Origin of the sequence: Allonocardiopsis opalescens (assembly GCF_003002095.1) — a bacterium.
Taxonomy (GTDB): Bacteria; Actinomycetota; Actinomycetes; order Streptosporangiales; family Streptosporangiaceae; genus Allonocardiopsis; species Allonocardiopsis opalescens.
This window is the reverse complement of sequence record NZ_PVZC01000002.1, coordinates 269,029-290,464: the sequence shown is the minus strand read 5'-3', so window position 1 is coordinate 290,464 and position 21,436 is coordinate 269,029. Positions and strand designations below refer to the sequence as shown.

Here is a 21,436-nt window from a genome sequence, read left to right as displayed (position 1 = left end):
GCCGCCACCTATCGGTAAGTGGAAACGAACGGTTGACATCGGCTTACCGTTCGTCCAAACTTACCAATATGTCCGTTACCGCCGCCGAGGTCCTCGACGCCCTCGGCGACCCCACCCGGCGGTCCATCCTGGAGCGGCTGCTCGACGGGCCGCTGCCGGTCGGCGTACTCGCCGAGCGGCTGCCGGTCTCCCGCCCGGCGGTGTCCCAGCACCTCAGGGTGCTCAAAGCGGCCGAGCTGGTCACCGTCTCCACCGTCGGCACCCGCCACGTCTACGCCATCGACACCGCCGGACTCGACGCCGTGCGCACCTACTTCGACCGCTTCTGGGCCACCGCGCTGCACGACTTCGCCGCTCTGGCGGAGGCGGCGGCCGAGCGGTCCGGCCGAGCGAGCGCCGCAGCCGCCTCCGAACCGACTGACCCGACCGAGGAGAACCGATGAGCACCGAGTCCGTGATCGCCGTCCACCGCGCGGTCACCGTCCCGCTCGACCCCGACCGCGCGTTCGAGCTGTTCACCGCCCGGATGTCGGCCTACTGGCCGCGCGAGCACAGCATCGGCACCGCGCCGCTGGACCAGGTGGTCGTCGAGCCCCGCGCGGGCGGACGCTGGTACGAGCGGGGCACCGACGGCGGCGAGTGCGACTGGGGCCGCGTCGCGGTCTGGGAGCCGCCCGGCCGTGTGGTGCTGCTCTGGCAGATCGGCGCCGACTGGCGCTTCGACCCCGGGTTGGAGACCGAGGTGCACGTCTCCTTCACCGAGGAGGAACCCGGCCGTACCCGGGTCGATATCGAGCACCGGCACCTGGAGCGCTACGGCGAGCAGGCGGCCGCCATGCAAGGGCTGTTCGAATCGCCCGGCGCCTGGACCGACACGCTGACCCGCTTCGCCCGCCTGGCGGAGTGACGGCGACGTACGCGCGGTGCTGCGGGCGCCGGTCGAGCTGACCCGGCGCCCGCCCGGCTGCACCCTTCCGCCGGGCGCACGCCGAGCGGGACGGACCCCGCCTGAGGGCCCGTCCCGCTCGGTCGCGCCTCACACCCCGATCGGGTGCCAGACCGTCTTGGTCTCCAGGAAGGCGGTCAGCCGCTCGGTGCCCGGCTCGGCCGTCCAGTCGGTGCGGCCCTCGGCCGGGCGCAGCACCCGCTTGAGGGTGCCCGCCGCCGCCTCCTCCAGCTCCGCCGCCAGCGCGCCAGCGCCGGTGAGGTCGAGCGCGTTGACGTCGGCGTGCGCGGCCAGCGGCGGGGCCAGCTCGGCGAGGCGGCCGGTGAGCAGGTTCACCACGCCGCCCGGCAGGTCGGAGGTGGCCAGCACCTCGGCCAGGGTCACCGCGGGCAGCGGCGCCCGCTCACTGGCCACCACCACCGCCGTGTTCCCGGTGGCGATCACCGGGGCGAGCACCGACACCAGGCCGAGCAGCGGCGCCTCCGGCGGCGCGAACACCGCCACCACGCCCGTCGGCTCCGGGGTGGACAGGTTGAAGTACGGCCCGGCCACCGGGTTGGCGCCGCCCGCCACCGAGGCGATCTTGTCGGTCCAGCCCGCGTACCAGACCCACCGGTCGATCGCGGCCGCCACCAGCGCCTCGGCCCGCTCGCGCGGCACCGCGTCGGCGGCCGCCACCTCGTCGGCGAACTGGCCGAGCCGCCCCTCCAGCATCTCGGCGACCCGGTACAGCACCTGGCCCCTGTTGTAGGCGGTGCGGCCCGACCAGCCGCCGAAGGCCCTGCGGGCCGCGACGACCGCGTCGCGGGCGTCCTTGCGGGAGGCCAGCGCGGCATTGGCCAGCAGCCCGCCCTGGGGATCAGTCACCGGATACGACCTGCCCGACTCCGAGCGCGGGAACGCGCCACCGACGTACAGCTTGTAGGTCTTGCGGACCGCCAGCCGGCCCTGCGCCGCCACCGCGGGCGGCTCGGCCGGACGCGCCGGCTCCACCTGCGGCGGCGCGCCCTCGTCCGCCCGCTTCGTCCGCGCGGCCCGGCCGCCCGGCCGCCGCGCGACGGTCTTGCCCGCCTGCTCCGACCGCTCCGAACTCTCCGGCGTCTCAGCCACGGATGTACCCCTCCAGACCGTGCCGGCCGCCCTCGCGGCCGTAACCGGACTCCTTGTAGCCGCCGAACGGGCTCGTCGGGTCGAACTTGTTGAAGGTGTTGGACCAGATGACGCCGGCCCGCAGCCGGTTCGCGGTCCACAGCATCCGCGAGCCCTTCTCCGTCCACACCCCCGCCGACAGGCCGAAGGGGGTGTTGTTGGCCTTCTCCACCGCCTCGGCCGGGGTGCGGAAGGTCAGCACCGACAGCACCGGCCCGAAGATCTCCTCCCGGGCGATGCGGTGCGCCTGGGTGACCCCGGTGAACACCGTCGGCGGGAACCAGTAGCCCCGGCTCGGCAGCTCGCACGGCGCCGTCCACCGCTGCGCGCCCTCGTCGTCGCCGATCCCGGACAGCTCGCGGATCTTGTCCAGCTGCGCGGCGGAGTTGATCGCGCCGATGTCGGTGTTCTTGTCCAGCGGGTCGCCCATCCGCAGGGTGGAGATGCGCCGCTTCAGCCGCTCCAGGACGTCCTCGGCCACCGACTCCTGCACCAGCAGCCGCGAGCCCGCGCAGCAGACATGGCCCTGGTTGAAGAAGATCCCGGTGACGATGCCCTCCACCGCCTGGTCGAGCGCGGCGTCGTCGTAGACGATGTTGGCGCCCTTGCCGCCCAGCTCCAGGGTCACCCGCTTGCGGGTGCCCGCGACGGTGCGCGCGATCTCCTTGCCCACCTCGGTGGAGCCGGTGAAGGCGACCTTGTCCACGCCGCCGTGCGCCACCAGCGCCCGGCCGGTCTCGCCCGCGCCGGTGACGATGTTCACCACACCAGGCGGGAGCTCGGCCTCCTGGCAGATCTCGGCGAAGACCAGCGCCGACAGCGGGGTGGTCTCGGCGGGCTTGAGCACCACCGTGTTGCCGGTGGCCAGCGCCGGGGCGATCTTCCAGGCCAGCATCAGCAGCGGGAAGTTCCACGGGATGACCTGCGCGGCCACGCCCAGCGGCCGCGGGTCGGCGCCCAGCCCGGCGTGGCCGAGCTTGTCGGCCCAGCCCGCGTAGTAGAAGAAGTGCGCCGCGACCAGCGGGAGGTCGACGTCGCGGGTCTCCTTGATCGGCTTGCCGTTGTCCAGCGACTCCAGCACCGCCAGCTCGCGGGAGCGCTCCTGCAGGATCCGCGCGATCCGGAACAGGTACTTGGCCCGCTCCGCGCCCGGCATCGGCCCCCACACGGTCTCGTAGGCGCGCCGCGCCGCCGCCACCGCCCGGTCGACGTCGGCCTCGCCCGCCACCGCGACCTCGGCCAGCACCTCCTCGTCGGCCGGGTTGACGGTCTTGAGCGAGCGGCCCTCGGCCGGGTCGGCGAAGGCGCCGTCGATGAACAGGCCGTAACTGGAGCGCAGCCGTACCACCGAGCGCGACTCCGGTGCGGGCGCGTAGGTGAAGATGTCGTCAGCCATCGGCGATCAGTCCAGGGTGTAGTAGTCGGGCCCGCCGTACACGCCGGTGGCGAGCTTGGTGCGCTGCATCAGCAGGTCGTTGAGCAGGCTGGACGCGCCGATCCTGAAGTAGGCCGGGTCCAGCCAGTCGGCGCCCGCCACCTCGTTGACCAGCACGAGGTTGCGCACCGCGTCCTTGGTGGTGCGGATCCCGCCGGCCGGCTTCACACCGATCCGCCGGCCGGTGGCGGCGCGGAAGTCGCGGACGGCCTCCAGCATCACCAGCACCACCGGTAGGGTGGCGGCGGGCGAGACCTTGCCGGTGGAGGTCTTGATGAAGTCGGCGCCCGCGTGCATCGCCAGCCAGGAGGCGCGCCGGACGTTGTCGTAGGTGACCAGCTCGCCGGTCTCCAGGATCACCTTCAGGTGCGCGTCGCCGCACGCCTCCTTGACCGCGGTGATCTCCTCGTAGACCTTCAGGTAGTCGCCGGACAGGAAGGCGCCCCGGTCGATGACCATGTCGATCTCGGCGGCGCCGTCGGCCACCGCCTGCCGGGTATCGGCCAGCTTCGCCTCCAGCGGCGCCCGCCCCGCCGGGAACGCGGTCGCCACCGACGCCACCGCCACCCCGCTGCCGCGCAGCGCCTCCACGGCGATGGCGACCCGGTCGGAGTACACGCACACCGCCGCCACCCGCGGCACCGAGGGGTCGGCCGGGTCGGGGTGCACCGCCTTGGCCGCCAGCGCCCGGACCTTGCCCGGGGTGTCGGCACCCTCCAGGGTGGTGAGGTCGACCATCCGGATGGCCAGGTCGATGGCCTGCGCCTTGGCGGTCGTCTTGATGGACCGGGTGGCCAGGCCGGCGGCGCGCTGCGCCGCCCCGACCTCGTCGACCCCCGGCAGGCCGTGCAGGTACGCCCGCAGCGAGGCGTTGGACGCCGTCAGCCCGGGCGGGGAAATCGTGTCAGGCACGAGCACCTCGCTGTTCGATCACTCGATTGAGGATAAGCGCCGCGACCAGGATCAGCCCGGTCACCACCATCTGGAAGAAGGAGCCGAGTCCGAGCAGGTTGCACAGGTTGCGCAGCACCGACAGCAGCAGCACCGCCACGAAGGTGCCGAACACCCCGCCGCGCCCGCCGAACAGGTTGGTGCCGCCCAGCACCACCGCGGCGATCGCGTCCAGCTCCATGCCCTCGAAGGCGGTGGGCTGGCCGATCGTCAGCCGCGAGGTGAGCAGCACCCCGGCGAAGGCCGACAGCGCGCCGGAGATCGCGAACACGGCGGTGATCACCGCGCGCACCGGCAGGCCCGACAGTCGCGCCGCCTCCTTGTTGCTGCCCACCGCGTAGACGTACTCGCCGAAGGTGGTGCCGCGCAGCAGCAGCGCCGCCAGCACGGTCACCGCCACGAAGATCAGGCCGACGATCGGCACGTAGCCGATGAAGCCGCCGCCCAGCAGCTGGAAGCCCTCGGGGATGCTGCCGCCGCCGGCCGGCTCGCCGTCGGTGAGCAGGTACGTCAGGCCCCGGATGGCCGTCAGTCCGGCCAGGGTCGTCATGAACGACGGCAGCGACAGGTACGCCGACAGCCCGCCCATGGCCGCGCCGAAGGCGGCCCCCGCGGCGATGCTGATGCCCATGGCCAGCAGGATGTTCATGTCGTGGTCGAGCAGCAGCGCCACCGTCATACCGCCGAAGGCCGCCACGCTGCCCACCGACAGGTCGATGCCCGCCGTCAGGATGACCAGCGTCATCCCGATCGCCACGATCCCGGTCAGCGCCGACTGCTGCAGCAGGTTGGCGACGTTGCGGGTGGTCAGGAACTCCGGCGCCAGCAGCGTGGCCACCACGCACAGGGCCAGGAAGACCAGCAGCAGATTGGACTTGACGATCAGGTCGGTGCTGCGCCGCCGGGCCGGAGCGGCGGGCGCCGCCGCGGCGCCGGCCGCGGCCGGCGCCGGGCCGCCCGGGGATCCGGCCGTCGTGTCTGATGTTGGAGTCAAGGTGTCGCTCCCGTACTCGCTCCGGTGATAACGGCGTGCGCGATCACGTGCTCGGGGGTGGTGCGCGGGTCGTAGCGGGCGATGTTGCGCCCCTCGTGCAGCACCCAGATGGTGTCGGCGTTCGCGGTCAGCTCGGTCAGCTCGCTGCTGGCCAGCAGCACCGCGACGCCGTCGTCGGCCAGCCGCCGCACCTGCCGGTACAGGTCGGCCTTGGCGCCGATGTCCAGGCCCCGGCTCGGCTCGTCGAGCAGCAGCACCCGGGTGGTGCCCCGGGTGATCCACTTGGCCAGCACCACCTTCTGCTGGTTGCCGCCCGACAGCTGCCCGACCGGCTGCCCGGCGGAGGCGTGCCGCACGCCCAGGTCGGCCAGGACCGGGCGGGTCAGCCGGGCGGCCAGCCGGTGCGGCCGCAGCCACGGCGGCCGGCCCAGCGAGGCGACGGCGGCGTTGCGCGCCACCGACAAGCCCAGCAGCAGGCCCTGCTCCTTGCGGCTCTCCGGGACCAGCGCCAGGCCGGCCCGCGCCGCCGCGCGGGGATCGCCGGTGCGCAGTGGGCGCCCGTCCAGCCGGGCGGTGACGGCGGCGCGGCCGTCGCCGAACAGCGCCCGCAGCAGGGTGGTGCGCCCGGCCCCGCCGAGCCCGGCCAGGCCGACGATCTCGCCCGGCCGCACCTCGATGCCGGACACGTCCAGCACACCTGGGATGTGCGCCCGGTCCACCTCCAGCAGCGGCGCGCCCTCCGGGCGGGGTCGCTCGGTGCGGTTCACCAGCTCCCTGGACTCGCCGATCATGGCGGCGACCAGCTGCTCCTGGGTGGTTTCGGCCAGCTCGAAGACCCCGGCGGTGCGGCCGTCGCGCAGCACCGTGGCCCGGTCGCCGATCTCCATCACCTCGTCCAGCCGGTGCGAGATGTAGATGACGGCGCAGCCCCGGGCGGTCAGCGAGCGGATGACCTCGAAGACCGACGCCAGGTCGGCGGCGCCGAGCGTGGCCGAGGGCTCGTCCATCACGATGACCCGGGCCTCCCCGGTCAGCGCGCGGGCGATCGCGGTGAGCTGCTGCGCCGCGATCGGCAGCTCGCGGACCACGGCCGAGGCCGGGAAGTCCGCGCCGAGCCGGCGCAGCACCTCGGTGGCGGCGGTGAGCCGGCGGCGCTTGCGCAGCGCGAAGCCGAAGGACTTCAGCGGCCGCTCGGAGCGCTTGCGGCCGGGGGCGTCGCCGCCGAGGAACAGGTTCTGCGCCACGGTGAGGTCGGGCAGCAGGTCCAGTTCCTGGTAGATGACGGAGATGCCGGCGGCCAGGCCCGCGCTGGGCGAGGCCGGCCGCAGCGGCCGGCCGTCCAGCAGCATCTCGCCGCCGTCGGGCTGGTAGGAGCCGGCCAGGATCTTCATCAGGGTGCTCTTGCCGGCGCCGTTCTCGCCGAGCAGGCAGTGCACCTCCCCGGCCCGCACCGACAGCTCGGCCCGGTCGCAGGCCAGCGTGCCGGGGAAGCGCTTGACGATGCCGCGCATCTGGAGCAGCGGCGGGTCGGCGGGCGCCGGCGCGGAGGTGTCGGTCTGGGGGGTCATGTCACGCTCCCGGACGGGGTTCGCGCCGGCTCCAGCAGGGAGCGGGCGGTGCGCTGCTCGGTGATCAGCACCTTGCACATCCGGCCCGCCAGCACCGCCCGGCAGACCGCGAGCTTGGCCGGGCCCGCGACGACGGCCACCGAGGTGTCCCCGGCGCGCAGCGCGTCCAGCGACAGGCCCAGGGTGCGGCCGTCGAGACCGGCGTCCACCACACGGCCCTCGGCGTCGATGAAGCGGCTCATCACGTCGCCGACCGCGCCGGCCGCCGACAGGCGGTCCAGGTCGGCGGGGGTGATGTAGCCGGAGTCCACCAACACCGAGTCGCGGGTCATCCCGCCCGGGCTGAACAGGTAGGCGTCGGCGCGGGCGGCCAGGTCGAGCACGTCGGAGACGGCGCGGTCGCTCTCCAGGGCGCGGCGGGTCGCCTCCTGCTCCACGATCGCCGGGACCGGCAGCAGCGTCACCGTGCCGGCGCCGTGGTGGGCGATCCTGCTGGCCATGTCGTGCGCCGAGGTGGGGGTCCTGGACCGGCTCAGGCCGCCGTTGACCTGCACCACGTGCACACCCGAGGTCCAGCCCGAGGGCAGCGCGGCGGCCACCGCGTCCAGGGTGCGGCCCCACGACACCCCCAGCAGCCGCGGCGCGGGCCGCAACGCGGCCAGGTAGTCGGCGGCGGCCCGCGCCACCAGCGCCGTCAGCTCGTGCGGGGCCGTGGCGCCGTCGCGGTGCGCCACCACGACGGCGTCGCGCAGCCCGTACCGCTCCACCAGGGCCCGCTCGGCGGTGCGGATCCGCGAGCGCGGGTGCACCACGTCGATCCGCACGATCCCGACCTCGCGCGCCTCGGTGAGCATCCGGCCCACCTTCCAGCGGGTCAGGTGCAGGGCGCGGCCGATCTGCTCCTGGGTCTGGCCGCTCTCGTAGTACAGCGACGCGACCTGGTACAGCAGCTGCTCGTACTCCGGCTCCGGGGCGGGGGCGCTCATGGCCGCACCTCCTCGCGGGGCGCCGCGGACCCGGCGCTGAGCCGGTGGGAGATCTCGCGGGTGGCGCCGGTGGCGGACAGGTAGTCGGCGTAGCCGCGCCGGTAGGCGGCGGCGTGCTCGGGCCGGGGCTCGATCACCGTGGTGGCCGGGGCGAAGCTCGCCGACGCCTCCGCCAGCGTGGCGTAGCGGCCGGTGCCCGCGGCCGCGATCACCGAGCAGGCCCGCAGGGTGAGGTTGTCCCCGGCGACCAGCCGCAGCGGCCGCTCCAGCACGTCGGCGGTGGCCTGGAGCCAGAGCCGGTTGTGCCGGATGCCGCCGGAGACGAAGATGTCGCCCACCGGGACCCCGCCCGCCGTGAAGGAGTCGAGCACCTGGCGGGTGCCGTAGGCGACGCCCTCGGCGGCGGCCCGGTACAGCTGCTGCGGGGTGGCGCCCAGGGTCAGGCCCAGAACCGCGCCGCGCAGCCGGGGGTCGCGCAGCGGGGTGCGGTTGCCCATGAAGTAGTCGAGCACCAGCAGGCCGTGTTCCACCGGCGGCAGCGCGGCCGCCTCCTCGATCAGCCCGCCGATTCGCTCCCTGGGCCGGCCGAGCAGCTCCTCGCCGACCCAGCGCAGCACCGAGCCCGCCGTCACCTGGCCGCCCTCCACCAGCCAGCGGCCCGGCCGCAGCGCGTCGGGGTAGGGGCCCCAGACGGTGTCGGTGAAGACGGGTTCGGTGGTCTCGGTGACGAAGGCGTTGGAGGTGCCGCACACGATCGACACCGCCCCCGGCCCGGCGTCGCCGATGGCCAGCAGCGACAGGTGCGCGTCGATGCCGCCCGAGGCGACCAGGGCGGGCCCGGTCAGGCCCAGCTCCTCGCGGACCTCCGGCCGCACCTCACCGATGGGCGTGCCGACGGGCTCCACCCGCTCCGGCAGCTTCTCGCGCAGCTCACCGATGCCCAGCCGCTGGTAGAGGCCGTCGTCGATGCCGACGCCGCGGGGGTCGTAGTTCCACTTGCACACCGCGTTGAGCTGCGAGCCCACCCACTGCCCGGTCAGCCGCCACACCAGGTAGTCGACGGCCTCGGTGATGCGGTGCGCGGCCCGGTAGGTCTCGGGCTCGTTGCGCGCCAGCCACATGGCCTTGGGCACCAGCCACTCAACGGCGTCGCTGCCGCCGCTGTAGCGCAGCGCCGGGTGGTCCAGCCGCCGGGTCAGCTCGGCCTCGGCGCCCGCGCGCCCGTCCATCCACAGCAGCGCCGGGCGCAGCGGCCGCCCGGCGGCGTCCAGCACCGCGACGGTGGAGGCGGTGGTGGCGACCGCCACCCCCGCCACCGCGGGCCGCCCGGCCGCCGCCAGCGCGGCGCGGGTGGCGGACACCGTGGCCCGCCACCAGGACTCGGGGTCCTGCTCGGCCCAGCCGGGCCGGGGGAAGTCGGTGCGGTAGCCGGCGTCGCCGGCACCCAGCAGGGTGCCGTCGGACGCGTAGACGGCGACGCGCGCCCCCTCCGTCCCCAGGTCGATGGCCAGCAGTGCGCTCATCGGGGTGACTCCTGTCTGCTCACCGTGGCGGCCGGGCGGCGGTGGGCCGCCGCCGGCCGGACTCGGGCCGAGCCTGCCATGACGCGCCGGCCCTCAGTCCGAACCGGGCCGGAACAGCACCTTGGAGCTGAAGATCGAGCGCTCGCCCAGCTGCCGCATGGTGTCGGGCAGCTCCGCCAGCCCCAGATCGTGGGTGATCATGAACTCCCACTTCAGCTCGCCGGAGGCGATGGCCGCGGCCGCGGTGCGCCACTCGTCGCCGGGGAAGGGCGCGGAGAAGGAGTTCCACGCCCCGTGCAGGCTGACCTCCCGGCGCAGGAAGGCGCCGAAGGTCTTCTCGGGCAGCCCGACGGTCTCGTGCGGGATGCCGATGAAGACGGCGTGGCCGCGCCGCGCGCTCAGCGCCACGGCCATCTCGATGGTGGGCGGCACGCCGGCCGACTCCACCACCACGTCGTAGCCGCCGCCCGCCAGCTCCACCGCCGCGTCCCGGCCGCTCGCGGTGTGGGTGGCGCCGGCCTCCACGGCCATCGCCGCCTTGCGGTCGTTCACGTCGACGGCCAGCACCTCGGCGGCGCCCGCCAGCCGCGCCCACTGCACTGCGAACAGGCCGATCGGGCCGGCGCCGACGACCGCCACCCGCTGCCCGGTGCGCAGCGGGGTGCGCCACAGCGCGTGCAGCGCGATGGCGGCGGGGTCGAGCATGGCGGCGGCGCGCGGGTCCACCTCGGGCGGCAGCACCAGCAGATTGCCGACGGGCACCGTCACGTACTCGGCGTAGGCGCCGTCGCGGCGGCTGCCGAAGTAGTCGTAGTCCTCGCACAGGCTGAACCAGCCGCGCACGCACGGGCCGCAGCGCCGGCACGGGATCAGCGGCGGCACGGTGACCAGGTCGCCCAGCCGGGGCGCGTCCGGGCCGGTCACCTCGGCACCGAACTCCACGACGTGGCCGGCGAACTCGTGGCCGCAGACGATCGGCAGGTGGTAGGAGCCGCCGGGCAGCAGCATCCGCGCGATGTCGGAGCCGCACACCCCGCACGCCGCCACCCGCACCAGCACCTCCCCGGGCCCCGGCTCGGGCACCGGGACGTCCTCCACCCGGATGTCGCCCGGCCCGTGCAGCACCGCGGCCCGCATGGTCTGTGCCATCAGCGTCGTTCCCCCTTTTCGACGGCGGTGCCGTGCCCGCCGTACCGTTCGTGTCGCCTGTACTGCCGTGCGGTTTGGTACCGGCGGTGCGCGCCGCCCTCAGCGGCGGCGCGCACCACCGGGGCTCATCCCTGGTCGCGGGCGAAGACGCCGTCGCCGACGTAGTCGGCCGCGTTGGCGGTGTCGACCAGCGCGGTGCCCGCGTCGATCACCGGCTCGACCTCCTCGCCCGCGTCGACGGCCACCACCGTCTGCACCGCCTGCTCGCCCAGCGCGATGGGGTCGTTGAGGGCGGTGGCCACGTAGGGGCCGTCGTCGGCGATCGCCTCGACCGCCTCCATCAGGCCGTCCACGCCCGCCACCAGCACGTCGTCGCGGCCGTTCTCGCGCAGCACCTGGAGGGCGCCCAGCGCCATGTCGTCGTTGTGCGCGTACACCGCGACGACGTCGGGGTTGGTCTGGATCAGGTCCTGCATCGCGGTGACGGCCTCGGACCGGATGTAGTTGGCGTAGGGGCCCTCGACGATCTCGATCGCGTCATTGCCCTCGACCGCCCGGTGGAAGCCGGCGCTGCGGTCCCGGGCGACGGCGCCGCCCGCGTCGCCCTGGATCTCGATGACGGTGCCGCCCTCGGAGCCCAGCTCCTCGGCCAGCCGCTCGCCGACCAGTTCGCCCATCGCCTCGTTGTCCCGGCCCACGTGGGCGGTGGCGCCCTCGGGCACCGGGCGGTCGACGGTGACCACCGGCACGCCCGCCGCCTCGGCGGCCGCGATGCCCGGCGCGATGCCCTCGGGGTCGACCGGGTTCACCAGCAGTACGTCGACCTGGCGGGTGATCAGGTCCTGGATGTCGTTGTTCTGCTGGGTCACATCACCGCCGGCGTCGGCGAAGTACAGTTCGGCTCCGGCGTCCCCGGCCGCGGCCTCCGCGCCCTCGCGCAGCTGCACGTAGAAGGGGGACTGCTGGGTGGCCTGGCTGAAACCGATGACCAGCGAGCCGTCGGAGCCGCTGTCGCCGCCGGCCGCGTCCCCGCCCGGGGTGGTCGACACCGAACACGCTGACAGGAGCGCCGCGGCGGAGACGCCGGCGAGTGCTCCGAGAAGTGGGATGCCACGCATTGAGTCCTCCAGTTGTGATGCTGGCAACACACCGTAAATCCGCACTTCACACGCATGCAACATTTGAGAGCGATCTTGCTCATATGAGCACGACGGTGTCGGTGAAGCTCTGACCTGGAGGAACGCCGCCATCGCCCGGCGGCGGGCATCGCTCAGTGAAATCCCAGCCATTGTTCGGCCCCGTCCCAGCTCCGCCCGGTTCACTGGAGCCGGTGGCGACCGGAGCGTGCGAGCGGCGACCAGAAGCGACGAACACCAGCGGCGCGACCAGGACCAAGGACGGCGGGCGGAACCGGAGCGTGGCCGGTCGCCCGGCGGCCGGACCCGGCGTCCGCGCGAACTCGGCGCGCGGCGCCCAGGAAGAAGGCGGCGGTAGGCAGCGCTCGGCGCCGACCGCCGCTGGTAGCGGCCCGGTGGCAGGACGGCGCGCCCTTCCACCGGGCCCTATCCTGTGCCGGAACCCTGCCGACCGGCCGGGCCACGACGAGCTGGACAGGACATGACCGAAGCAGTCTCCGCACCGCACGTGCTCGTCATCGACGACGAGCCCAACATCCGGGACCTGGTGCAGGCCGCGCTCACCTTCCACGGCTTCGCGGTCAGCACCGCCAGCGGCGGCGAGGAGGGGCTGAGCAGCGCCCGCTCCCGCAGACCCGACGTGATCGTGCTCGACGTGATGCTGCCCGACGTCGACGGCTTCGAGATCTGCCGGCGGCTGCGTGCCGAAGGCGACGACGTGCCCGTCATCTACCTGACCGCACGCGACACCCCGTCCGACACCGTCACCGGGCTCTCCCTCGGCGGCGACGACTACGTCACCAAGCCCTTCTCTGTGGAGGCCCTGGTCGCGCGGGTCCGCGCCCTGCTGCGCCGCACCCACCGCGAGTCCGGCCCCCAGGACAACGTGCTGCGCGTCGCCGACGTGGAGCTCGACGAGGCCACCTGGACGGTACGGCGCGGCGGCAACCGCGTCGAACTCTCGCCGACCGAGTTCCGGCTGCTCGCGTACCTGATGAGCCACCCCGGCCGGGTGCTCACCCGCGCCCAGCTGCTGGAGAACGTCTGGGGCTGGGACTACGCCGGCCAGTCCCAGATCGTCGAGACCTACGTCAGCTACCTGCGCCGCAAACTCGACCCGCTCGGCCCACCGCTGATCCACACCCAGCGCGGCATCGGCTACGCCCTGCGCCCGCCGGGCGGGGGGAGCGCCGCCGGATGAGCGGGCGCCGCCCCTGGATGGGTGGGCGGAGGGCTGGGCGTCCGGCGGACCTCGCGGTCCGGCCGTGAGGCGCCCGTCCACGCTGCGCAGCCGGCTGATGGTCGGCCTGATCCTGGTGACCTCGGCCGGGCTGCTCGCCACCTCGCTGATCAGCGCGATCGTGCTGCACACCTTCATGATGGAGCGGCTGGACGTCGAGCTGCAGGTGGCCGCGGCCCGCGCCGTGACCCGGGTGGACGAGACCGTGTCCAGTACCGCCGCCGACTCGCCCAGCCCCTCGCCCTACTTCGTGGCGGTGCTGGACCCGGCGACCGGCGCGATCACGAACACCTGGGGCGACACCCCCCGGCCCGACGTGGTGCTCGACCGGCTGGACCGCTACTCCTTCGCCTGGCTGCTGCGCCGGGCCGGCGACGGCGAGATCTTCGACCTGGAGGGTCCGCCGTCGAGCGTGCCCGCGCACCGCGCCACCGTGCGGGTCAACGAGCAGGGCGTGATCGTGGTGGCCATCCCCACCGACAACGCGCAGATTTTGCCGCAGCAGCTGGTCCTGATCCAACTGGTCGTCTCCGGCCTGCTCATCGCCGCCCTCGCCCTCGCGGGCCGGGGCCTGATCGCCCGCGGTCTGGCCCCGCTGGACCGGATGGCCACCACCGCCGACCGGATCAGCGCCGGCGAGGACCTCTCCGAGCGGATGCCCGGCGCCGAACGCGACAGCGAGGCCGGCCGCCTCGCCGTCGCCATCAACACCATGCTCGGCCGGATCGAGCAGGCATTCCAGGCCCGGCTCCGCTCCGAGCGGCGGGTGCGCGCCTTCGCCGCCGACGCCTCCCACGAACTGCGCACCCCCCTCACCACCATCCGCGGCTACGCCGAGCTGTACCGCCAGGGCGCCATCCCGCCCGACCAGATCGGCGGCGCCATGCGCAGGATCGAGAGCGAGGCCGAGCGGATGAGCCGCCTCGTCGCCGAACTCCTCGAACTCGCCCGGCTCGACCGCCCCGGCTCCCTGGAGTTCGCCCGCACCGACCTCGTCCCCCTCGTCAACGACGCCGTCGCCGACGCCGCCGCCGTCGAGCCCGCCCGCCCCCTGGAGGTCGACGTCCCCGACACCCTGGACGGCACCATCGACGAGACCCGCTTCCGCCAGGTCCTCGCCAACCTCCTCGCCAACGTCCGCGAGCACACCCCGCCCGACACCCCCACCCGCGTCTCCCTGCGCCGCGACGAGGACTCCGCCGTCCTCGAAATCGCCGACCAGGGCCCCGGCATGCCCACCGAGGACGCCGCCCGCGTCTTCGACCGCTTCTACCGCGGCCGCCGCACCCCCACCGGCGGCAGCGGCCTCGGCCTGTCCATCGTCCACGCCATCGCCGAAGCCCACGGCGGCGAAACCGGCCTCACCACCGCCCCGGGCGAGGGCACGACCGTCACGGTGCGGGTTCCGCTGGCGCAGTGACCGCCTCCGTGTGGCGGTGAGGTGCGACCTGGGTGTCCGTCTGGTCTGACCTGCGTCTTTCATCTGGTTCCGTTCCTGCGCTTGTGCTTCGGTGGCGTTGGGGGAGTGAGGGGAGGAGCCGTCATGTCCGTGGCTTTCCTGGAGTTGGAGATCACCGGCCGCTGCCAGTTGGCGTGTGCGCACTGCTACGCGGACTCGGGGCCGTGGGGTGGCCATGGGGTGATGACCGTGGACGACTGGGTGCGGGTGATCGACCAGGCACCGGACGCCGGTGTGCTCGATGTGCAGTTCATCGGCGGTGAGCCGACGCTGCATCCGGCCTTTCCCGAGCTGATGCGGCACGCGCTGGACGCGGGCCTCGGCGCCGAGGTGTACTCCAACCTCGCCCACGTCCGTCCCGAGTGGTGGGAGCTGTTCCAGCGCCCGAAGGTGTACCTCGCGTTCAGCTACTACAGCGACGATCCGGCCGAGCACGACGCGATCACCCGGCGGCCGGGCAGCCACGCCCGTACGCTGGCGAACGTGCGGCGTGCCGTCGGCCTGGGTGTCCCGTTGCGGGCCGGAATCGTCGCCGTGCGCCAGGGGCAGCGTGTGGACGCCGCTCGTCGGCAACTGGAAGCGATCGGAGTGCGGAAGATCAACACCGACCGGATGCGCGGGGTGGGCCGCGGACGGCCTGACGCGTCGGTTCCCACGGTGCGCGAGCTGTGCGGGCGCTGCGGGCGCCGGAACGCCGCGGTCTCCTCCGACGGAGACGTGTGGGGCTGCACCCTGTCGCGGTTCCTGCCTCCGGCGGGCAATGTCCGCACCCAGCGGCTGGCGGACATCCTGCACGGAGCGGCGATGGCCCGGCTCGTCGCGGCGATCCCGCCCCGTGGCACCGGCTGCTCGCCCGACGACGGATGCCACCCCGAGGATTCGGCGCCGAGCGTGTGCGGACCCGAGCTGCGTTGAGCGTCGAGCGTGCCGACAGGGAGCGGCGGCGGCCCACGGTGGCGGGCGACGACTGGCGCACGCACGCGGAGTGGTTGGCGGGCAAGCTCGCCGAGCCGCGTTCGCGGTGGTGGGCGCCGATCGCCGCCACGCCCCGGCACCTGCTGGTGCCCCGCTGGTGGCAGCGCGGCGGCGGGTCGTGGTCGCTGCGCGAGGGCGCCGACGACGCCGAAGCCTGGATGCACGCCGCCTACCGGCGCACCACCTCCCTGGTGACACAGGTCGGGCCGCTGCACGCCGACCACGCCTCCCCCGGCGACCGGCCCGAGGGGCGCCCGGCGTCGTCGTCGACCAACCCCTGGCTGGTCATGCAGATGTACCGCTTCGCCCGGATCCACCCCGGCCACGACGTACTGGACGTCGCCACCGGCTCCGGCTACGGCTGCGCGCTGCTGGCGCGCCTGCTCGGCGACGCGCACGTGACCTCGGTCGACATCGACCCCTATCTCGTCAAGGCCGCCGGCCGGCGGCTGGACGCCCTCGGCCTGCGCCCCGTCCTGCTGACCGCCGACGCCACCGGGCCGCTGCCGGGCGGCTACGACCGGATCGTGTCGATGGTCGGCATGCCGGGCGTCCCCGCCTCGTGGCTGCCGGCCCTGCGTCCCGGCGGCCGCCTCGTCACCACCCTGGCCGGAGCGCCGATCACCATCACCGCCACCAAGGACGACGACGGCGGCGCGTGGGGCAAGGTCGAGCACGCGACCGCGGGCTTCATGGCCGCCCGGTCAGGCCCGGACCACCCCGCCGACACCCCCCTCCCGGCCGACACCGCCGAAGGCGAGAACGTGCGCACCGGCCGGTACCCGGTGATCGACCTGGACCGGTCCCCAGAACTGGCCGCGACCCTCTTCCTGGCCGCCCCGGGCATCCACCACGGCTACGACGAGGACGCCGATGGTGTGCGGACGGCGTGGATGGTGCACGCGGACGGTTCGTGGGCGCGTGCCACCGGTCGCCGGGGTGAGCGGCCGGTGGTGCACCAGTCGGGTCCGCGCCGTTTGTGGGAGCTGCTGGACGGTATCCGCCATGACTGGGTCGCCGATGGATACCTCCAGGTCTACGGCGCCACCGTCCGTATCGACCCTGACGGCACCGCCCACTTCGCCCGGGGGCGCTGGCGCGCCACCCTCCCACCGGCGGGCTAGGGGCGCCGCGCCTCGATGAGGTGGCGGGTGGAGTGCGCGATGAAGGGACCGTCCGCCTGGATGCGCTCGTGGAGTTCGCGGAGGCGGTCGCGGTAGCGCTCCACGGTGAACCCGGGCACCCACCAGACCACTTTGCGGAGCAGGTAGACGACGGCGGCGACATCGCGGAGCTCCATGCGCAGCCGCGCCGTCCGCAGGTCGACGATTTCCAGGCCGGCCGCCGTGGCGGCGGCCGCCTCGTCGTCGGGGTGCCGCCCTCGACGTGCTCCGGGCTGGGGGCCGAGGAAGAACTCGATCAGTTCGAAGACGCTCGCCGGGCCGACATGCTGGGCGAAGTAGCTGCCGCCGCGCCGGAGCACGCGGGTGATCTCGTCCCACCGGATGGTGGCCGGATGGCGGCTGGTGACCAGGTCGAAGCCCTCGTCGGCGAAGGGCAGCGGCGCATCGTCGGGGGTGGCGACGACGGCCACCCCGCGCGGGTGGAGCAGGCGGGTGGCCCGTGCCGCGTTCGGCGGCCACGACTCGGTCGCCACCCCCACGGGCGGGAACGCGGACGCCTCGGCGAGCACCTCGCCACCGCCGGTCTGGATGTCGAGTGAGGCGGACGCCAGGCTCAGCCGGTGCGCGAGCCGCCGGGCGTACCCCCATGGCGGGCGCTCCTCGGTGGCGCGGCCCTCCAGCCACGAGAAGTCCCACCCGGAGACGTCCGCGGACTCCCCGGCCTCGACCAGTGCGTCGAACGTGTCGGCCATCCTCGGATTCTTCCTGACGGTGCGCCACGAGCCAACGGAGTTTCGGCCCGACGGCACCGTCGACGCGAGTGGGGCCCGCTCGGCCGCTCCGCGACGACCGGACGCGGCCGTCGAGCGTGCCGAAGCGGGCCCCGCTTCGCCGTCGGTTCCGGCAGAGGGACTAGGGCTTGCCGCCCTCCTTCTCGGCCTCGGCCTTGCGGGCCAGGGCCGCGTCGCGGCGGGCGCCGGGGTTCCAGCCGCCTTCGACGGCGCGGCGCTGGACGGCGATCGCGGCGACCACCAGGACGGCGCCGATGATCAGCGACAGGACCACGCCGAGCACCGGGCCGGCGCGGAAGGAGTAGCCGATCACGATGCCGAACCAGCCGAAGTCGGCGTCGCCGAAGGTGGTGTTGGCCGAGCCGAAGGAGCCCAGCACGCCCAGCAGCAGGGCGGGCAGGAAGGTGATGAGCACGCCGTTGACGAAGCCGCCCGCGACGGCGCCGCGGCGGCCGCCGGTGGCGTTGCCGAAGACGCCGGCCGCGCCGCCGGTGAAGAAGTGCGGCACCAGGCCGGGCAGGATCAGCGCCAGCCCGAACGCGGGATTGAAGACGGCGGCGATCGCGGCCAGGCTCACCAGGCCGCCGACGAAGCTGGACAGGAAGCCGACCAGGACCGCGTTCTGCGCGTAGGGGAACACGATCGGCGCGTCCAGCGCGGGTACGGCGCCCGGCACAACCCGTTCGGCGATGCCCTGGAAGGCGGGCACCAGCTCGCCCAGGATCGTGCGGACGCCGAACAGGATGACGGCCACCGCGACGCCGAACTGGAGGCCCTGCATCACCGACTGCATCAGGAAGTGGCCGATGTTGGGGTCGATGCCCTCCGCGGGCGGGAAGAGCGCCACGGCCTCGTCGCGGCCGACGCGCGCCAGGTAGAGCAGGGCGACGGCCAGGTAGATCAGCACCATCGACAGCGCCGTGGCCACCATGGAGTCGCGCAGGAAGCGCAGCCCCTCGGGGAGCTTCATGTCCTCGGTGCTGCGGCTGGTGCGGCCCACCAGCTGGCCGGTGGCACCGGCCGCGATGTAGCCGAGCGTGCCGAAGTGGCCGATGGCGATCTTGCCGTCGCCGCCGACCCGCCGCGTCCACGGCTGCGCGAAGGCCGGCATGACCACCAGCATCACGCCCATCAGCACACCGCCGATCAGCACGATGGCGAGCGTCGGCAGGGTGGTGACGGCCAGCACCATGGTGAGCAGCGTCGCCATGAAGAGCATGTGGTGGCCGGTCAGGAAGACGTACTTCAGCGGGGTGAACCGCGCCAGCAGCAGGCTCAGCGCGAAGCCCAAAATCATGATCCAGGCGACCTGCGCGCCGAACTGCTGCTGGGCGATGCCGACGATCGCCTCGTTGGTGGGCACGACGCCCTGGGCGCCGGTGGCGCCCTGGATCATCGTGCCGAGGGGGTCGAGCGAGGCCGTGACCAGGCCGGCGCCGGCCCCGATCAGCAGGAAGCCCAGCACCGCCTTGAGTCCGCCGCCCACGACCTGGCCCACCGATCGGCGCAGGGCGATCAGCCCGACGGCGGTGATCAGGCCGACCAGGTAGGCCGGCACACTCAGGATCTCATTGACCAGAAACTGCGCGATCGCGACGAGCCAGTCCATGGCACGCTCCTACGGTTCTACTCAGGGGTTGCGCACAGGGGTTCAACCGTTGGAGTCGACGGCGGCGGAGAGCTTCGCGCTGATCTCGTCGGAGTCGACAAAGTTGTTCACGACCACCACAGGGGTGGGGATGTCGCCGAGTTCGGCGGCGAGTTCGGCGGAGGTCAGCACCAGGTCGGCGGTGGTGGCGGCGCCGCGCGCGCTGCTGATGTCGGCCACCTCAACGTCGGCGTCCAGGCCGAGCTGCTGGGCGGCCTTCTCCGCATTCATCTTCAGGATCACGCTGGTGCCGATGCCCATACCGCACACGGCCAGGATCTTCATCATGGGTTCGCCCTCTCGTAGTCGGCGATGATCTGCCGGACGGAGCCGGCGTCGGGGGCCGTCATCAGTGCTTCGAGGCGCTTGGCGTCCGAGAGCATCCGGGCCAGTTGGGACAGGGCGCCGGTGTGGCCGTCGTGGTCGGTGGCGGCCAGCCCGACGACGAGCCGGACGGGGTCGTTGGCGGCGTGGCCGAACTCCACCGGCGAGGACAGCCCGACCCAGGACAGGCCGGTGCGCAGCACCGAGGGCGCGGGCCTGGAGTGGGCGAGGGCGAGGCCGGGGACGATCACGATGTAGGGGCCGAGGTCCTCGACGGTGGAGATCATCTCGTCGGTGTAGGCGTCGGTGGTGGCGCCGGACGCCACCAGCCGCTCGCCGGCCGCCCGGACCGCGCCCCGCCAGTCCTCGGCGGACACGCCGACCCGTACGGCCTCCTCGGGCAGGAACGCGAGCAAGGAACGTTCCGGCATGGCTGCCCCCTCCTAGATCGGCACTACCAGGGCACCATCATCGGCGCTGTCGGTGCCCGGGTCACGGAACCGGGGCCGCACCGCCGCGGTCAGGCGCCGGACGCGGCCTTCGGCCGCGTGGCGGTCCGATATCGGTCTTGTGTTAAGGCGGTATTGCGATCACCATAACCGTACTTCTGTCTGCTTTCATCCTGAAGTGATGGCAGTGTTATCCGGAACGCGGGCCCGCCGTGACCTCAGGCGGAGGACAGCAGCCGGGCGTTGACCCTCTCGGCGTTGAACAGGTGCTCGTGCACCAGGACGGCGGCGCCCCGGGTGCCGGCGTTGGCGCCGATCCGGGTGGGCATGATGTCGAGGTCGCGGGTGGCCAGCGGCTGGGAGCGCCGGTACACCGCCTCCCTGATGCCGGCCAGCAGCGGCTCGTGCGCCTGCGCCAGATTGCCGCCGACCACGATCGCCGAGGGGTTGAACAGCCCCACCACGTCGGCCATCGCGGCGCCGATCAGCCGTCCGCTGCGCCGGACCAGCCGGACCGCGTCGTGGTTGCCGGCGCGGGTGAGGGTGACGATGTCCTGGCTGGTGCCGACCTGGTAGCCGAGCCTGATCAGCTCGCGGCGGATCGCCCAGCCGCCCGCCGCCGCCTCCAGGCAGCCGGTGTTGCCGCAGCGGCACGGCTCGTCGCCGCCGCGCGCCAGGTGGCCGAGGTCGCCGGCCGCGCCCTGCGCGCCCCGGTACAGGCGGCCCTGCACGATGAAGGCGCAGCCCAGGCCGAGGCCGATCTTCACCACGACGAGGTCGTCATGGCCCTCCAGGCCGCCGACGCGGTACTCGCCGAGCGCCATGATGTTCACGTCGCGATCGACGGCGATGGGGACCGGGTAGCGCGGCGCGAAGTAGTCGGGGACCACGAAGCCGTCCCAGCCGGTCATGATGGGCGGGCTGACCAGGCGGCCGGTGCCCGCCTCGACCGGGCCGGGCACGCCGACGCCGACGCCGCGCACGTCGGACGCCTGGTGGCCGGTGCTCTCCAGCAGCGAGCGGAAGGCGACCGCGACCCAGTCGAGCACCGGCTCGGGGCCGAGCGCGACGTCGAGGTCGGCGCCGTCCTCGGCCAGTACCCCGGCCTCCAGGTCGGTGACGGCCACCCGGGTGTGGCTGCCGCCGATGTCGGCGCAGAGCAGCACGCCCGCCTGGCGGTTGAACGCGAAGGTCTCCGGTGGGCGGCCGCCCGACGAGGAGGTCTCTCGCGCGCGCACCACGAGTCCGGCCCGCAGCAGCGTGTCCAGCCGCTGGGCGACGGTGACCCGCGCCCATCCGGTGGCTTGGGCGAGTTCGGCGCGGGTACGGGCCCGGCCGGAGCGGATCAGGTCGAGCAGCTGCCCGGGACCGGTCCTGGCGGCGCTGCGCGGCTGTGACGGGTTTCGCACCGAAACAGCATACTTTTGTTTGCCGTTCTCCATAACCATGATTAGTCTTGATCAAAAAGCGCGGCCGACGGACCCGCCCGCACGGCGGCCCCGGAGCGCCGGAAGCGCCCGTCACCCCGCCCGAAGCGATCCCCCGCCCGCCCAGGGGGGCGACCCCACTTCCAGCATCGCAAGCGATCG

20 protein-coding genes are annotated in these 21,436 nt (G+C 73.7%); 6 read left to right on the top strand and 14 right to left on the bottom strand.

Annotation, left to right across the window (positions count from 1 at the left end; all coding sequences use genetic code 11):
- The first annotated feature begins 68 nt into the window (after positions 1–68).
- The gene (locus tag CLV72_RS07980; protein ID WP_106242305.1) at positions 69–443 is read left to right on the top strand and encodes an ArsR/SmtB family transcription factor; all 375 of its coding nucleotides are present in this window, start codon (positions 69–71) and stop codon (positions 441–443) included.
- Positions 440–907: an SRPBCC family protein gene (locus CLV72_RS07975; RefSeq protein WP_106242301.1), complete on the top strand. Its 468-nt coding sequence runs from the start codon at positions 440–442 to the stop codon at positions 905–907. The genes CLV72_RS07980 and CLV72_RS07975 overlap by 4 nt, the downstream gene beginning before the upstream one ends.
- Positions 908–1,036: 129 nt before the next feature.
- On the opposite strand, the gene CLV72_RS07970 is transcribed toward CLV72_RS07975, so the two are convergent.
- The 9 genes from CLV72_RS07970 to CLV72_RS07930 all read right to left on the bottom strand — a co-directional run bounded on the left by CLV72_RS07970 (position 1,037) and on the right by CLV72_RS07930 (position 11,750).
- Complete coding sequence (locus CLV72_RS07970) at positions 1,037–2,056, bottom strand: aldehyde dehydrogenase family protein (RefSeq protein WP_170140913.1); 1,020 nt, start codon at positions 2,054–2,056, stop codon at positions 1,037–1,039.
- A complete protein-coding gene (locus CLV72_RS07965) occupies positions 2,049–3,491 on the bottom strand; it encodes an aldehyde dehydrogenase family protein (protein WP_106242298.1) in 1,443 nt (480 codons plus the stop codon). The genes CLV72_RS07970 and CLV72_RS07965 overlap by 8 nt, the downstream gene beginning before the upstream one ends.
- A gap of 6 nt (positions 3,492–3,497) precedes the next feature.
- Positions 3,498–4,448 (bottom strand): deoxyribose-phosphate aldolase, encoded by a 951-nt coding sequence (gene deoC / locus CLV72_RS07960; protein ID WP_106242295.1) that lies wholly within the window; start codon positions 4,446–4,448, stop codon positions 3,498–3,500.
- On the bottom strand, positions 4,435–5,475 hold the full coding sequence (locus tag CLV72_RS07955; protein ID WP_106242291.1) for an ABC transporter permease: 1,041 nt from the start codon (positions 5,473–5,475) through the stop codon (positions 4,435–4,437). The genes deoC and CLV72_RS07955 overlap by 14 nt, the downstream gene beginning before the upstream one ends.
- Positions 5,472–7,043 carry a sugar ABC transporter ATP-binding protein gene (locus CLV72_RS07950; RefSeq protein WP_106242287.1) on the bottom strand — a complete coding sequence of 524 codons (1,572 nt, stop codon included), beginning with the start codon at positions 7,041–7,043 and terminating at the stop codon, positions 5,472–5,474. Before CLV72_RS07950 ends, CLV72_RS07955 begins: the two co-directional genes overlap by 4 nt.
- Positions 7,040–8,029, bottom strand: a complete 990-nt coding sequence (locus CLV72_RS07945) for a sugar-binding transcriptional regulator (protein ID WP_106242284.1) — start codon at positions 8,027–8,029, stop codon at positions 7,040–7,042. Before CLV72_RS07945 ends, CLV72_RS07950 begins: the two co-directional genes overlap by 4 nt.
- Positions 8,026–9,552 (bottom strand): FGGY-family carbohydrate kinase, encoded by a 1,527-nt coding sequence (locus CLV72_RS07940; protein ID WP_106242281.1) that lies wholly within the window; start codon positions 9,550–9,552, stop codon positions 8,026–8,028. The genes CLV72_RS07945 and CLV72_RS07940 overlap by 4 nt, the downstream gene beginning before the upstream one ends.
- 93 nt (positions 9,553–9,645) lie before the next feature.
- A complete protein-coding gene (locus tag CLV72_RS07935) occupies positions 9,646–10,701 on the bottom strand; it encodes a galactitol-1-phosphate 5-dehydrogenase (RefSeq protein ID WP_211302772.1) in 1,056 nt (351 codons plus the stop codon).
- Positions 10,702–10,826: 125 nt separating this feature from the next.
- On the bottom strand, positions 10,827–11,750 hold the full coding sequence (locus CLV72_RS07930) for a substrate-binding domain-containing protein (RefSeq protein WP_245929993.1): 924 nt from the start codon (positions 11,748–11,750) through the stop codon (positions 10,827–10,829).
- 568 nt (positions 11,751–12,318) lie between these two features.
- Between CLV72_RS07930 and CLV72_RS07925 the strand changes: the two genes are divergently transcribed.
- From CLV72_RS07925 to CLV72_RS07910, 4 genes are all read left to right on the top strand, one after another.
- On the top strand, positions 12,319–13,038 hold the full coding sequence (locus CLV72_RS07925) for a response regulator transcription factor (protein WP_106242275.1): 720 nt from the start codon (positions 12,319–12,321) through the stop codon (positions 13,036–13,038).
- 64 nt (positions 13,039–13,102) lie between these two features.
- A complete protein-coding gene (locus tag CLV72_RS07920; protein ID WP_245929992.1) occupies positions 13,103–14,497 on the top strand; it encodes a sensor histidine kinase in 1,395 nt (464 codons plus the stop codon).
- 123 nt (positions 14,498–14,620) lie between these two features.
- Positions 14,621–15,451 (top strand): radical SAM/SPASM domain-containing protein, encoded by an 831-nt coding sequence (locus tag CLV72_RS07915; protein ID WP_106242272.1) that lies wholly within the window; start codon positions 14,621–14,623, stop codon positions 15,449–15,451.
- On the top strand, positions 15,448–16,635 hold the full coding sequence (locus tag CLV72_RS07910) for a methyltransferase domain-containing protein (protein WP_245929991.1): 1,188 nt from the start codon (positions 15,448–15,450) through the stop codon (positions 16,633–16,635). The genes CLV72_RS07915 and CLV72_RS07910 overlap by 4 nt, the downstream gene beginning before the upstream one ends.
- On the opposite strand, the gene CLV72_RS07905 is transcribed toward CLV72_RS07910, so the two are convergent.
- The 5 genes from CLV72_RS07905 to CLV72_RS07885 form a co-directional block, all read right to left on the bottom strand.
- Positions 16,632–17,387, bottom strand: coding sequence for a methyltransferase domain-containing protein (locus tag CLV72_RS07905; protein ID WP_106242267.1), 756 nt, complete (start codon positions 17,385–17,387; stop codon positions 16,632–16,634). The two genes, CLV72_RS07910 and CLV72_RS07905, sit on opposite strands and share 4 nt — an antisense overlap.
- Positions 17,388–17,547: 160 nt before the next feature.
- Entirely contained in the window at positions 17,548–19,035 is a 1,488-nt protein-coding gene (locus CLV72_RS07900) for a PTS ascorbate transporter subunit IIC (RefSeq protein WP_106242264.1), read from the bottom strand.
- A 42-nt stretch (positions 19,036–19,077) separates the two neighbouring features.
- Positions 19,078–19,362: a PTS sugar transporter subunit IIB gene (locus tag CLV72_RS07895; RefSeq protein ID WP_245929989.1), complete on the bottom strand. Its 285-nt coding sequence runs from the start codon at positions 19,360–19,362 to the stop codon at positions 19,078–19,080.
- Positions 19,359–19,829: a PTS sugar transporter subunit IIA gene (locus CLV72_RS07890; RefSeq protein WP_106242259.1), complete on the bottom strand. Its 471-nt coding sequence runs from the start codon at positions 19,827–19,829 to the stop codon at positions 19,359–19,361. The genes CLV72_RS07895 and CLV72_RS07890 overlap by 4 nt, the downstream gene beginning before the upstream one ends.
- Before the next feature lie 236 nt (positions 19,830–20,065).
- Complete coding sequence (locus CLV72_RS07885; protein ID WP_245929987.1) at positions 20,066–21,256, bottom strand: ROK family transcriptional regulator; 1,191 nt, start codon at positions 21,254–21,256, stop codon at positions 20,066–20,068.
- Positions 21,257–21,436 lie beyond the last annotated feature (180 nt).